Below are 13626 nucleotides of genomic sequence, written 5' to 3'. Positions count from 1 at the left end.
GTGTTGGGGCCATGCTCGACAACCCCCGATCCCCGCGCGTCCGAGGCGTCGCCAAGCTCGCGAAGCGGGATGCCCGCGCCGACACCGGGCTCTTCCTGCTCGAGGGCCCGCAGGCCGTCTCCGAGGCGCTCGCCTTCCGGCCCGACCTCGTGCTGGAGCTGTTCGCGACGCCCACCGCCCTCGACCGCTACCCCGACCTCGCCCGCGCCGTCCGCGAGTCCGGCGTCGAGGTCGAGTTCGTCACCGAGGACGTCATCGCGTCGATGGCCGACACCGTCACGCCGCAGGGCGTCGTCGGCGTGTGCCGCCAGTTCCCGACCTCGCTGAAGCAGATCCTCGGGGACGAGCCGCGGCTCATCGCGATCCTCGAGGAGGTGCGCGACCCGGGCAACGCGGGCACCATCATCCGGGCGGCCGACGCCGCGGGCGCCGACGCCGTCATCCTCACCGGGCGCTCCGTCGACCTCTACAACCCCAAGGTCGTGCGCGCCACGACGGGCTCGCTCTTCCACCTGCCGGTGGCGATCATGCCCGAGCTCGACGCGGTGCTCGAGCGGGTGAAGGCCGCGGGCCTGCAGGTGCTGGCCGCCGACGTGAAGGGCGACGACCTCCTCGCGGAGCGCACCGCGGGCGGCCTGGCCGGTCCCACCGCGTGGCTGTTCGGCAACGAGGCGCGCGGCCTCCAGGACGAGCACCTCGCCCTCGCCGACCGCGCCGTCGTCGTGCCGATCTACGGGCAAGCCGAGTCGATGAACCTCGCGACCGCCGCGTCGGTGTGCCTCTACGAGTCGGCGTTCGCGCAGCGCGCCTGACCCGCGGATCCGCCGACACCTGACGGGTGCTCGGCCCTCGGCGCCGCCCGGACACCGCCCTGACCGGCGGAAAGACGGCCCGCGCGTCACGATGGGGTGACGATGCCGCGGGGAAACGCGGACGAAACACCGTCATGGATATGGTGTTCGCATGGAGCAGAGCCCGACGGCGGACCCCGCCTCGCCCGCCGCAGCAGCGGTCGGCGAGCCCCTGGTCGTCGTATCCCACGTCAACAAGCACTTCGGGGACCTCCACGTCCTCAAGGACATCTCGACCACCGTGAACCGCGGCGAGGTCGTCGTCGTCATCGGCCCCAGCGGGTCGGGCAAGTCCACGCTCTGCCGCGCGATCAACCGGCTCGAGACCATCGACGACGGCACCATCACGATCGACGGGCAGGAGCTGCCGTCCGAGGGCGCCGAGCTCGCGCGCCTCCGCGCCGACGTCGGCATGGTGTTCCAGTCGTTCAACCTCTTCGCGCACAAGACCGTGCTCGAGAACGTGACCCTCGGGCCCATCAAGGTCCGCAAGGAGGGCAAGGCCGAGGCGGAGAAGCGGGCGATGGAGCTCCTCGACCGCGTGGGCGTCGCCAACCAGGCGCAGAAGATGCCGGCCCAGCTCTCCGGCGGCCAGCAGCAGCGCGTCGCCATCGCCCGGGCGCTCGCGATGGACCCGAAGCTGATCCTCCTCGACGAGCCCACCTCGGCGCTCGACCCCGAGATGATCACCGAGGTCCTCGACGTCATGGTCGGCCTCGCGAAGGACGGCATGACGATGATGGTCGTCACCCACGAGATGGGCTTCGCCCGGAAGGCCGCCGACCGCGTGATCTTCATGGCCGACGGTGCCATCGAGGAGGACACCACCCCGGCGGAGTTCTTCGACCACCCGCGGAGCCCGCGCGCGAAGGACTTCCTCTCCAAGATCCTCGCCCACTGACGCGCGGGAGGGCCGCCCGAGCAGCCCGCCCGCCGCATCCGGACGCCGCCGAGGCAGGCGCGACCGGGAGCCCGGCACGACCCGCACCACCGCACCACGCGCGATCCGTCGCATCCGTCGCATCCGTCATCCACCTCACCAGCAGAGAAACGGGAACCATGAAGCACAGGAAACTCACCCTCGTCGCGGCCGCCGCCGCGGTCGTCGTCGGCCTCACCGGCTGCGGCGCGCCCGGCAGCTCGTCCGGCGGCGCCGTCGACGCGGGCACCGACGCCCCCTCCAACGGCGACGGCCCCTACAAGCTCGAGCTCACCGAGGACCCGACGTTCGACGAGGGCACCACGATGGCGCGCCTCGCCGAGGCCGGCTCGATGAAGGTCGGCACCAAGTACGACCAGCCGCTGTTCGGCCTCGCGGGCCTCGACGGCAAGCCCGCAGGCTTCGACGTCGCGATCTCCGCGCTCATCGCCAGCAAGCTCGGCATCGCCTTCGACGACATCCAGTTCACGGAGACGGTGTCCGCGAACCGGGAGCCCTTCATCCAGAACGGCTCGGTCGACGCGGTCGTCGCGACCTACACGATCAACGACAAGCGCAAGGAGGTCGTGGACTTCGCGGGCCCGTACTACGTCGCCGGCCAGGCGCTCATGGTGCTCGAGGGCGACACCACGATCAACACCCCCGAGGACGTCCGCGGCAAGCAGGTCTGCTCCGTCGCCGGATCCACCCCGGCCGCGAACATCGAGGCCACGTTCGGCGCGGTCGTCGTGCCCACCGACGTGTACAGCAAGTGCCTCGACCCGCTGCGCAACGGCCAGGTGTCCGCCGTCACCACCGACAACGTGATCCTGTCGGGCTTCATCGACCAGAACGAGGGCGAGTTCAAGCTCGTCGGCGACGGCGAGACCTTCACCGAGGAGCCCTACGGCATCGGCATCGCCAAGGACGACGCGGCGTTCCGCACCTTCATCAACGACACGCTGCAGAAGGCGTACGACGACGGCACCTGGGCGCGCCTGTTCGAGGCGACGGCCGGCACCGTCATCGACACGCCGGAGCCCCCGGCGATCGACCGCTACTAGCAGCACCGGGTCCCGCGCACGCCGACGGCGCGCGCGGGACCCTCCCTCGTCCGGGCACCCGACCCGGACCAAGCAGCCACCCGGCCCGCCGGGGGCATCACCCAAGGAGGTGCGCCGTGGACGTGATCCTCGACAATCTCGACGTGTTCCTGCGGGGGTTCGGCGGCACGCTGCGCCTCCTCCTCACCACGGTGCTGTTCGCCCTCCCGCTCGGGATCGTGATCGCCGCCATGAGGATCTCGCCGGTCGCGAGCCTCCGCGCCACCTCCACCGTCTACGTCGAGCTGCTGCGGAACACCCCGCTGCTGCTCGTCTTCACCTTCTTCAGCGTCGTGATCACGTCGATCTCGGGCGCGCTGCCGTTCATGACGGCCGCGGTGCTCGCGCTCACGCTCTACACGGCGCCGTTCTTCGCCGAGGCGATCCGCTCGGGCATCAACAGCGTGCCGGTCGGGCAGGCCGAGGCCGCCCGCAGCATCGGGCTGACGTTCTCGCAGACGCTCGGGCACGTGATCCTCCCGCAGGCGCTGCGCACGGTCGTGCCGCCGCTGATCAACGTGGTCATCGCGCTCACCAAGAACACGTCCATCGCGGGCGCGTACTTCATCTACGAGCTGTTCAACGTGGGTCGCGACGTCGCGAACGCCAACGGGAACGCCGTCGTCTGGGTGTTCGTGGGCGTCGCGTTCTTCTACCTCATCATCACGGTCCCGCTCGGCCAGCTGGCGGACCACCTCGAGAAGCGAGTGGCGGTCTCCCGATGAGCCAGGTCCTCTACGACGTCCCGGGGCCCCGCGCCCGCCGGCGGTCGCGCATCCTCTCCGTCGTCACGGGCGTCGTCCTCGTGGCCGTCCTCGCGTTCGCTGCCGTCAAGCTGCAGCAGGCGGGGCAGTTCAGCGCCGAGCGCTGGCTCGTGCTCAACGACCCGCTCGTGTGGGGCCTGCTCCTGCAGGGCCTGTGGGTCGTGCTGCAGTCGGCCGCGGTGGCCGCCGTGCTCGCGATCCTGCTCGGCATGGTGCTCGCGCTCCTCCGGATGAGCGAGCACCGGGTCGTGCGCTACGCCGTCACGGTCGTGCTCGAGTTCTTCCGCGGCATGCCCGTGCTGCTGATGATGCTGTTCATCTACCTGATCTTCCCCATCGGCCCGTACTGGTCGGTCGTCACGGCGCTCACGCTCTACAACGGCGCCATCATCGGCGAGGCGCTGCGCTCCGGGATCCTCGGCCTGCCGCGCGGGCAGCGGGAGGCGGGCCTCGCGATCGGCCTGCGTCCGCTGCAGAACCGGCTGCTGGTGGAGTTCCCGCAGGCGTTCCGCACGATGCTGCCGATCATCGTCGCCCAGCTGGTGGTGCTCATCAAGGACACCGCGCTCGGCACGATCGTCAGCCTCGTGGGCCTCACCAAGCAGGGCGAGCTGATCCTCGAGGCCACGAGCCGCGCCAACTCGCTGCCGATCTTCGTGGTGATGGTGGGCATGTACCTCGTGCTGAACCTCACCGTGTCGACCATCGCGCGGCGGCTCGCCCGCAAGCGCGGACCGCGCGTGGCGAAGACCGTCGCGGCGGGGACGTCGCAGGGCGCGTAGCCGTCCCCGCGGGCCGGGAGCGCCACGCCCGATCGGTAGACTCGGGCCTCATGTCCGAACCCCAGATCTCCGAGGAGAGCGTCGCCGCCGCGGTGGAGCAGGCGATGGCCGCGCTCGCCGCGACCACCGACTCCGCGTCGCTCGCGCAGGCGCGCTCCGCCCACATCGGCGAGGCGTCGCCGCTCGCCCGGCTCAACGGATCGCTGCGCTCCCTGCCGCCCGCCGACCGCAAGGACGCCGGCAAGCTCGTCGGGCAGTCGCGCGCCCGCGTCACGCAGGCGTTCCAGGCGCGCGAGGCGGAGATCCAGGAGCAGGAGGCGGCCGCGCGCCTCGTCGCCGAGGCCGTCGACGTCACCGCGCTGCCGAGCCGCTGGCGCGCGGGCGCCCGCCACCCGCTCACCATGCTCGAGGAGCGCATCGCCGGCATCTTCGTCGGCATGGGCTGGCAGGTGAACGAGGGCCCCGAGCTCGAGAGCGAGTGGTTCAACTTCGACGCGCTGAACTTCCCGCCCGACCACCCGGCGCGCGCCATGCAGGACTCCTTCTACGTGGATCCCACCGACGCGCACCTGGTGCTCCGCACGCACACGTCGCCGGTGCAGATCCGCACGCTGCTCGCCGACGCGCTGCCCGTCTACACGATCGCGCAGGGCCGCACGTTCCGCAGCGACGAGCTCGACGCCACCCACACGCCCGCGTTCCGCCAGGTGGAGGGCATCGCGATCGACCGCGGCCTCACCATGGCGCACCTGCGCGGCACGCTCGAGCACTTCGCCCGATCGATGTTCGGCGAGGACGCCCGCATCCGCCTGCGCCCCAACTACTTCCCGTTCACCGAGCCGAGCGCCGAGATGGACGTCTGGCACCCGGCCGCCGCGGGCGGACCCCGCTGGATCGAGTGGGGCGGCTGCGGCATGGTGAACCCGAACGTGCTGCGCTCCGCGGGCATCGACCCCGACGAGTACCAGGGCTTCGCGTTCGGCATGGGCACCGAGCGCACCCTCATGTTCCGCAACGACCTCTCCGACATGCGCGACATCGTCGAGGGCGACATCCGATTCGGCGCGCAGTTCGGGATGGTGGTGTAGTCGTGAGGATCCCGATCAGCTGGCTCGGCGAGCACGTCGAGCTCCCCGCGGGCGTGACCCCGGAGGACGTGCACGCCTCCCTCGTGAGGGTGGGCCTCGAGGAGGAGGACGTGCACGCGTTCTCCATCTCCGGCCCCGTCGTCGTGGGGCAGGTGCTCGAGGCGACCCCCGAGCCGCAGACCAACGGCAAGACCATCAACTGGTGCTCCGTCCGCGTCGCGCCCGAGGGCGCTCGCGCGGCCGACGGCGGCGAGGACGTGCGCGGCATCGTGTGCGGCGCTCACAACTTCGTCGTGGGCGACAAGGTCGTGGTGAGCCTGCCCGGCGCGGTGCTCCCCGGTCCGTTCCCCATCAGCGCGCGGAAGACCTACGGCCACGTGTCCGACGGCATGATCGCGTCGTCGCGCGAGCTGGGCCTGGGGGAGGAGCACGACGGGATCCTCGTCCTCTCCTCGCTCGGCCTCGACCCCGAGGTCGGCACGGACGCCCTGGCGCTCCTGCACCTCGACGACCGCGCGGTGGAGGTCAACGTCACGCCCGACCGCGGGTACGCGTTCTCGATCCGGGGCATCGCCCGGGAGTACGCGCACGCCACGGGCGCCCGGTTCACCGACCCCGCGGACGCGCTGGCGCTGCTCGCGGCCGACGCGCCCGTCGCGGGCGTCGACGTGCGCGTCGACGATGCGGCCCCGATCCGCGGCCGCGCCGGCGCCGACGTCCTCGCCACGCGCGTGGTCTCCGGCCTCGACGTGTCCCGCCCCACCCCGCCGTGGATGGTGTCGCGGCTCACGCTCGCGGGCGTCCGCTCGATCTCGCTCGCGGTGGACATCACCAACTACGTCATGCTCGAGCTCGGCCAGCCGATCCACGCGTACGACCTCGACGAGCTGCAGGGCGGCATCGTCGTCCGCCGCGCCGCGGAGGGCGAGACGCTCGTGACGCTGGACGGGCGCGAGCGCGCGCTCCACGCGGAGGACCTCGTCATCGCGGACGACTCGGGGGCCGTCGGGCTCGCGGGCGTCATGGGCGGCGCGGCCACGGAGATCGGCGCGGGCACCACGCGCGTGCTGATCGAGGCGGCCGGCTTCGACCCGATCTCCATCGCGCGCACGGCCCGACGCCACAAGCTGCCCAGTGAGGCGTCCAAGCGCTTCGAGCGCGGCGTCGACCCGGCGATCGCGACGGCCGCCGCGGCCCGCGTCGTGCAGCTCCTCGAGGAGCTCGCGGGCGGGCACGCCGAGGGCCTCGGCTCGGTCCTCGACACGACCACGCCGCCGGCCGCCGTCGAGCTGCCGATCGGCTACCCGGCGTCGCTCGTCGGCGTCGACTACACGGAGGACGAGGTGCGCCACGCGCTCGTCGACGTCGGCTGCGCGCTCGAGGAGCGCGACGGCGTCCTCCTCGTCACGCCGCCGACCTGGCGCCCGGACCTCCGCGACCGCGCCGACCTCGTGGAGGAGGTCGCCCGCATCGTCGGCTACGACCGGATCCCCGCCGTCCTGCCCGTCGCGCCCCCCGGCCGCGGGCTCACCGCCGCGCAGCGCCTCCGCCGCCAGGCCTCGATCGCGCTCGCCGCGTCCGGGCTGACCGAGGTCATGGGCTCGCCGTTCGCCTCCGAGGCGCAGAACGCGCGCTTCGGCGCGGCCGACCGCGACGACGCCCCGGCCGTCCGGCTCGCGAACCCGCTCGACGTCGCGTTCCCCTACCTGCGCCGCTCGCTGCTCCCGGGGCTCATCGACATCGCGCGGCGCAACCTGTCGCGCGGATCCACCGACCTCGCGGTCTTCGAGACCGGCACGGTGTTCCTGCCGTCGGCGGGCGTCGCCTACGGGTCGCCGGAGATGCCGCCCGGCGCCGCGCGCCCCGACCCGGACACGCTGCGGGCGCTCGACGCGGGCATCCCGCCGCAGCCGCGCCACGTCGGCGTGCTGGTCCTCGGCGACGCCGTGCCGAAGCAGCCGGGCACCCCGGCGCAGCGGGCCGGCCTCGTCGACGCGCTCGACGCGGTCCGGCAGCTCGCGCACGCGGTGGGGGTCGAGATCCGCTTCGAGCAGGGCGTCCACGGCGCCATGCACCCGGGCCGCACGGCCGCGGTCGAGGCCGTCACGCCCGACGGGCCCGTCATCGTCGGGTTCGCGGGCGAGCTGCTCCCCGCCCTCGCCGCCGAGCTCGACCTGCCCGAGCGCGTCGCGCTCGCGGAGGTGGACGTCGACCGGTTGATCGCGCTCGCCGGCGGCACCGTCGAGGTGCGCACGCTCACGTCGATGCCCGTCGCGACGCAGGACCTCAGCCTGGTCGTGCCGCTCGAGATCCCGGCGGGGGAGATCCTCCGCACGGTGGTCGAGGGCGCGGGCGAGCTGCTGGAGACCGCGCGCCTCGTCGACGACTACCGCGGCCCCGGCGTCGAGTCGGGCACCCGCTCGCTCACCTTCGCGCTGCGCTTCCGCGCCCCGGACCGCACGCTCACCGCGGCCGAGGCCAGCGAGGCGCGCGACGGATCCGTGCGGCTCGCGGCCGAGCGCTTCGGCGCGACGCTGCGGGAGTAGGCCGGCTCGGGCGGCCACGACGACCGCGCCGGGCGGTCCGAGCGGGCGGGCTCCTCCCCAGGAGGGCCCGCCCGCCCGCGTCCGCGGCGGCCCGCCGCCCGCCGGAGCGCTCCCCGCACCGGCACTAGATTTGATGCATGTCATTCACAGTCGCCGTCGCGGGCGCCAGCGGCTACGCGGGCGGGGAGCTCCTCCGCCTGCTCGCCGACCACCCGCGCCTCGAGGTCCAGACGCTCACCGCCTTCCATAACGCGGGCGAGCGTCTGCGCCAGGTGCACCCGCACCTCACCTCGTACGCCGACCGCACGTTCGTCGAGACGACCGCCGCCGAGCTCGCGGGGCACGACGTCGTGTTCCTCGCCCTGCCGCACGGCAAGTCGGGCGCCATCACGGCCGAGCTCGACGACGCGACGCTGGTCGTCGACTGCGGGGCCGACCACCGCCTCGTCGACGAGGCCGCGTGGGACGCCTTCTACGGCGGCGAGTTCGCGGGCGCCTGGCCCTACGGGCTGCCCGAGCTGCTGCACGCGGAGGAGGGCGGGACGCAGCGCACGCGCCTGTCCGGCGTGAAGCGCATCGCGGTGCCCGGCTGCAACGTCACCGCCATCACGCTCGGGCTCCAGCCCGGCATCCGCGCGGGCGTCATCGAGCCGGAGGACATCGTCGCCGTCTTGGCCGTGGGGCCGTCCGGCGCCGGGCGCGCGCTCCGCACGAACCTGCTGGCGAGCGAGATCCTCGGGTCCGCGAGCGCGTACGCGGTCGGCGGCACGCACCGGCACACGCCGGAGATCCGGCAGAACCTCGAGACCGCGGGCGGCGGGCACGTGAGCGTGTCGTTCACGCCCGTGCTCGTGCCCATGGCGCGGGGGATCCTCGCCACGGCCACCGCGCGCCTGGCCCCCGGCTTCTCCGCCCACGACGTGCGCGCGGCCTGGGAGCTGGCGTACGCCGACGAGCCGTTCGTGCACCTGCTGCCCGAGGGGTCCTTCCCGAACGTCTCGGACGTCACGGGGTCCAACACGGCGCTCGTGGGCCTCGCGGTCGACGAGGCCGCGGGCCGCGTCGTCACGGTCACGGCCATCGACAACCTGGTCAAGGGCACGGCGGGGGCGGCCATCCAGTCGGCCAACATCGCGCTCGGGCTGCCCGAGGCCATGGGCCTCCCGGTGAACGGGGTGGCCCCGTGAGCGTCACCGCCGCACGCGGCTTCGTCGCCGGTGGGGTCGCCGCCGGCCTCAAGTCCACGGGCGCGCTCGACGTCGCCCTCGTCCGCAACACCGGGCCGTCGCAGGCGGCGGCCGCGGTGTTCACCAGCAACCGCTGCCAGGCGAACCCCATCCTCTGGTCGCGTCAGGTCATCGGCGACGGTCGGGTGAGCGCCGTCGTCCTCAACTCCGGCGGCGCCAACTGCTACACGGGATCCCGCGGCTTCCAGGTCACGCACGCCACCGCCGAGGCGGTCGGCCGCGCACTCGACGTCTCCAGCGGCGACGTGCTCGTCTGCAGCACGGGCCTCATCGGGGAGCAGCTCCCGCTCGACAAGCTCGAGGACGGGGTCGCGCGCGTCGCGGTCGCGCTCGCGGAGGGCGGCGGGGACGACGCGGCCCGGGCCATCATGACCACCGACACCAGGCCCAAGCAGTCCGTCCGCGCGTCGGACGCCGGCTGGACCGTCGGCGGCATGGCCAAGGGCGCGGGCATGCTCGCGCCGGGCCTCGCCACGATGCTCGTGGTCATCACCACGGACGCCGATCTCGACGCTTCCGCGCTCGACCGGTCCCTCCGCGCGGCCACGCGCGTCACCTTCGACCGCCTCGACTCCGACGGCTGCATGTCGACCAACGACCAGGTCACGCTCCTCGCGAGCGGCGCGTCCGGCATCGTGCCCGACGCGGACGCGTTCCAGGCCGCGCTCACCGCGGTCTGCGCCGACCTCGCCGAGCAGCTCCAGGCCGACGCCGAGGGCGCGGCGCACGACATCGCCATCGAGGTCGTGCACGCGGCGCACGACGACGACGCGGTCGAGGTCGGCCGTGCCGTCGCGCGCAGCAACCTCTTCAAGGCGGCCGTCTTCGGCAACGACCCCAACTGGGGCCGCGTGCTCGCCGCCGTCGGCACCACCGGCGCAGCGTTCGACCCGTACGGCATCGACGTCGCCATCAACGGGGTCCAGGTGTGCCGGGCGGGCGAGCCGCACGAGAGCCGCGACCTGGTCGACCTGCACCCGCGGGCCGTGCACGTCCTCATCGACCTGCACGCGGGCGACGCGACGGCGACCATCCTCACCAACGACCTCACGCACGACTACGTGCACGAGAACAGCGCGTACGCCAGCTGATGGGCGACGCAGACAGGACGGACGTGGGCGCCATCACGCAGGAGGCCGCCGACCGCGACCAGGCGCAGGCCGAGTCGAAGGCGGCGACGCTCATCGAGTCGCTGTCGTGGCTGCAGCGCTTCCACGACCGCATCGTGGTCGTCAAGTTCGGCGGCAACGCCATGGTCGACGAGGAGCTCACGCGCACCTTCGCGGAGGACGTCGTCTACCTCCGCTACGCCGGGCTCCGTCCCGTCGTCGTGCACGGCGGCGGTCCGCAGATCAGCGCGATGCTCACGCGCCTCGGCATCGAGAGCGAGTTCCGCGGCGGATACCGCGTGACGACCCCCGAGGTCCTCGAGGTCGTGCGCATGGTGCTCACCGGCCAGGTCAGCCGCGACGTCGTGCGCGGCATCAACGCGCACGGGCCGCTGGCGGCCGCCGTCTCCGGCGAGGACGCGGGCCTGTTCACCGGGCGCCGGCGCGGCGCGGTCGTCGACGGCGTGGAGGTCGACCTCGGGCTGGTCGGCGACGTCGTCGCGGTGGATCCCACGGCCGTGCTCGCGCAGCTCGACGCCGGCCGCATCCCGGTCGTCTCCTCCATCGCGCCCGACGAGTCCGACGCCTCGGTCTCGCTCAACGTCAACGCCGACGCCGCGGCCGCCGCGCTCGCCGTGGCGCTCGGGGCCGAGAAGCTGGTGATCCTCACCGACGTCGCCGGCCTGTACCGCGACTGGCCCGACCGCGGATCCCTCGTCTCCGACATCCGCGCCGACGAGCTCCGCGCGCTGCTCCCGTCGCTCGAGTCGGGCATGATCCCCAAGATGGCCGCCTGCCTCGAGGCCGTCGACGGGGGAGTGCCCAAGGCCGCCATCATCGACGGGCGCATCCCGCACTCGATGCTCCTCGAGATCTTCACCACGAACGGAATCGGAACGGAGGTCGTGCCCGCATGACCACGACCCAGCCAGAGCGGCGCACCACGCAGACCGAGAGCGAGTGGTCCGACCGCTTCCAGGCCGCGATGATGCGCTCCTCGCCCCCGCCGCTCGCCATGCTCGTCCGCGGCGAGGGCTGCCGCGTGTGGGACTCGACCGGCCGCGAGTACCTCGACTTCCTCGCCGGCATCGCCGTGAACTCGCTCGGGCACGCGCACCCGGCGCTCATCCGCGCCGTCACGGAGCAGGTCTCCACGCTCGCGCACGTCTCCAACTACTTCGCGACGCCGCCGCAGATCGCGCTCGCCGAGCGCCTCCGCCGCATCACCGGCGCGGGCGACACGGGCCGCGTCTACTTCGGCAACTCCGGCGCCGAGGCGAACGAGGCCGCCTTCAAGCTCGCCCGCCGCAACGGCAGCGACCGGCGCACGCGCGTCATCACGCTGCAGGGCTCGTTCCACGGCCGCACCATGGGCGCGCTCGCGCTCACCGGGCAGCCCGCGCTCCAGGCGCCCTTCCTCCCGCTGCCGGGCGGCGTCGAGCACATAGCGCCCACGATGGAGGCGCTCGAGGCCGCCATCGACGACCGTGTGCAGGCGCTCATCCTCGAGCCCATCCAGGGCGAGGCCGGCGTCGTCGACCTGCCCGCCGGCTTCCTCCGCCGCGCCCGGGAGCTCACGCGCGAGCACGGGGCGCTCCTCATCCTCGACGAGATCCAGACGGGCGTCGGCCGCACGGGCCGCTGGTTCGCGTACGAGCACGAGGGCGTCCGGCCGGACGCGGTGACCATCGCCAAGGGCATCGCCGGCGGCGTCCCGATAGGCGCGCTCGTGGCCTTCGACGACGCGGCCGATCTGCTGCAGAAGGGCCAGCACGGCTCCACCTTCGGCGGCAACCCGCTCGCCACCGCAGCCGGGAACGCGGTCCTCGCCGAGATCGAGGACGCGGGGCTGGTCGAGAACGCCGCCCGTCGCGGCGAGGAGATCCGCGCCGCCATCACCGGCCTCGGGTCGCCGCTCATCGCCGAGGTCCGCGGTCGCGGCCTCCTCATCGGCGTCGGCCTCCACCACGAGGACGGCGCGCGCATCGCGGCTGCCGCGCTCGGCGAGGGCCTCATCATCAACGCCCCGAACGCCCGCAGCCTCCGCATCGCGCCGCCGCTCATCGTGGGGGACGACGAGGTGCGCGACTTCCGCGAGCGGTTCGGCCGCGCGCTGGCCCACCTGCGCTGATCCGGGGGAGCGCGGGCGCCCCCTCCCTCCCCAGGCGCCGGTCGGCCGCCGCCCCCGCGCGGGGCCGCCGGCCGACGGATCCGCCCCCGCACGTCCCCTAGGCTTGAGCGATCCCGAGTCCCCCGAGAGCGAGCGATGCGATGACCCGCCACTTCCTGCGCGACGACGACCTGAGCCCGGCCGAGCAGGCCGAGGTGCTCGATCTGGCGGTGCAGCTGAAGCGCGAGCGCTGGTCCGAGCGTCCGCTCGCCGGCCCGCAGACGGTCGCCGTCATCTTCGACAAGTCGTCCACCCGCACCCGGGTCTCCTTCGCGGTGGGCATCGCGGACCTCGGCGGCGTCCCGCTCATCATCAGCACCGCCAACAGCCAGCTCGGCGGCAAGGAGACCGCGAGCGACACCGCGCGCGTCCTCGAGCGCCAGGTCGCGGCCATCGTGTGGCGCACCTACGGCCAGGCGGGCCTCGAGGAGATGGCCGCAGGCACGACGGTGCCGGTCGTCAACGCCCTGTCCGACGACTTCCACCCGTGCCAGCTGCTGGCCGACCTCCTCACCATCCGCGAGCACCGCGGCGACCCGGCCGGCCAGACCCTCACCTTCCTCGGCGACGGCGCCTGCAACATGGCGCAGTCGTACCTGCTGGCCGGCGCGACCGCGGGCATGCACGTCCGCATCGCCGCCCCCGCCGGCTACGTGCCGTCGGAGTCCGTCGTCGCGGACGCCGAGCGCATCGCCGCGTCCACCGGCGGCTCGGTGCGCGTCCTCACGGATCCCGTCGAGGCCGTCACGGGCGCCAACGTGGTCGTCACCGACACGTGGGTGTCGATGGGCCGCGAGGAGGAGAAGGCCGTGCGGCTCGCCGAGCTCGGCGCGTACCAGGTCACGGCCGAGCTCATGGCGCACGCGGTCGACGACGCGATCTTCCTGCACTGCCTCCCCGCCGACCGCGAGTACGAGGTGGCCTCCGAGGTCATCGACGGGCCGCGATCGGTGGTCTGGGACGAGGCGGAGAACCGCCTCCACGCCCAGAAGGCCCTGCTCGTCTGGCTCCTGCGCCAGGCGTAGCGCCCCACCTCAGACATCTTCA

12 protein-coding genes are annotated in these 13626 nt (G+C 73.3%); all 12 read left to right on the top strand.

Annotated features, from left to right (window positions below; genetic code table 11):
* The first annotated feature begins 11 nt into the window (after positions 1 to 11).
* Positions 12 to 812 (top strand): TrmH family RNA methyltransferase, encoded by an 801-nt coding sequence (locus H9X71_RS10085; protein WP_191146968.1) that lies wholly within the window; start codon positions 12 to 14, stop codon positions 810 to 812.
* Positions 813 to 963: 151 nt separating this feature from the next.
* Positions 964 to 1752, top strand: coding sequence for an amino acid ABC transporter ATP-binding protein (locus H9X71_RS10080; protein WP_425321397.1), 789 nt, complete (start codon positions 964 to 966; stop codon positions 1750 to 1752).
* A 158-nt stretch (positions 1753 to 1910) separates the two neighbouring features.
* Positions 1911 to 2834 (top strand): glutamate ABC transporter substrate-binding protein, encoded by a 924-nt coding sequence (locus tag H9X71_RS10075; RefSeq protein ID WP_191146967.1) that lies wholly within the window; start codon positions 1911 to 1913, stop codon positions 2832 to 2834.
* A gap of 116 nt (positions 2835 to 2950) precedes the next feature.
* Positions 2951 to 3598, top strand: coding sequence for an amino acid ABC transporter permease (locus H9X71_RS10070; protein WP_160479220.1), 648 nt, complete (start codon positions 2951 to 2953; stop codon positions 3596 to 3598).
* Positions 3595 to 4419: an amino acid ABC transporter permease gene (locus H9X71_RS10065; RefSeq protein WP_191146966.1), complete on the top strand. Its 825-nt coding sequence runs from the start codon at positions 3595 to 3597 to the stop codon at positions 4417 to 4419. Before H9X71_RS10070 ends, H9X71_RS10065 begins: the two co-directional genes overlap by 4 nt.
* Positions 4420 to 4469: 50 nt before the next feature.
* Entirely contained in the window at positions 4470 to 5507 is a 1038-nt protein-coding gene (gene pheS / locus H9X71_RS10060) for a phenylalanine--tRNA ligase subunit alpha (RefSeq protein ID WP_191146965.1), read from the top strand.
* A gap of 2 nt (positions 5508 to 5509) precedes the next feature.
* On the top strand, positions 5510 to 8053 hold the full coding sequence (gene pheT, locus H9X71_RS10055; RefSeq protein WP_191146964.1) for a phenylalanine--tRNA ligase subunit beta: 2544 nt from the start codon (positions 5510 to 5512) through the stop codon (positions 8051 to 8053).
* A 137-nt stretch (positions 8054 to 8190) separates the two neighbouring features.
* Complete coding sequence (argC, locus tag H9X71_RS10050; protein ID WP_191146963.1) at positions 8191 to 9240, top strand: N-acetyl-gamma-glutamyl-phosphate reductase; 1050 nt, start codon at positions 8191 to 8193, stop codon at positions 9238 to 9240.
* Positions 9237 to 10391 (top strand): bifunctional glutamate N-acetyltransferase/amino-acid acetyltransferase ArgJ, encoded by a 1155-nt coding sequence (argJ, locus tag H9X71_RS10045; RefSeq protein ID WP_191146962.1) that lies wholly within the window; start codon positions 9237 to 9239, stop codon positions 10389 to 10391. Before argC ends, argJ begins: the two co-directional genes overlap by 4 nt.
* 23 nt (positions 10392 to 10414) lie before the next feature.
* Positions 10415 to 11326 carry an acetylglutamate kinase gene (gene argB, locus H9X71_RS10040; RefSeq protein ID WP_191149151.1) on the top strand — a complete coding sequence of 304 codons (912 nt, stop codon included), beginning with the start codon at positions 10415 to 10417 and terminating at the stop codon, positions 11324 to 11326.
* Complete coding sequence (locus tag H9X71_RS10035) at positions 11323 to 12540, top strand: acetylornithine transaminase (RefSeq protein ID WP_191146961.1); 1218 nt, start codon at positions 11323 to 11325, stop codon at positions 12538 to 12540. The genes argB and H9X71_RS10035 overlap by 4 nt, the downstream gene beginning before the upstream one ends.
* 140 nt (positions 12541 to 12680) lie before the next feature.
* Positions 12681 to 13604 carry an ornithine carbamoyltransferase gene (gene argF / locus H9X71_RS10030; protein WP_191146960.1) on the top strand — a complete coding sequence of 308 codons (924 nt, stop codon included), beginning with the start codon at positions 12681 to 12683 and terminating at the stop codon, positions 13602 to 13604.
* Positions 13605 to 13626 lie beyond the last annotated feature (22 nt).

Origin of the sequence: Clavibacter zhangzhiyongii (genome assembly GCF_014775655.1) — a bacterium.
Classification (GTDB): domain Bacteria; phylum Actinomycetota; class Actinomycetes; order Actinomycetales; family Microbacteriaceae; genus Clavibacter; species Clavibacter zhangzhiyongii.
Note: the sequence above shows the minus strand (reverse complement) of the source record. Positions and strands in the feature narration are given on the sequence as shown.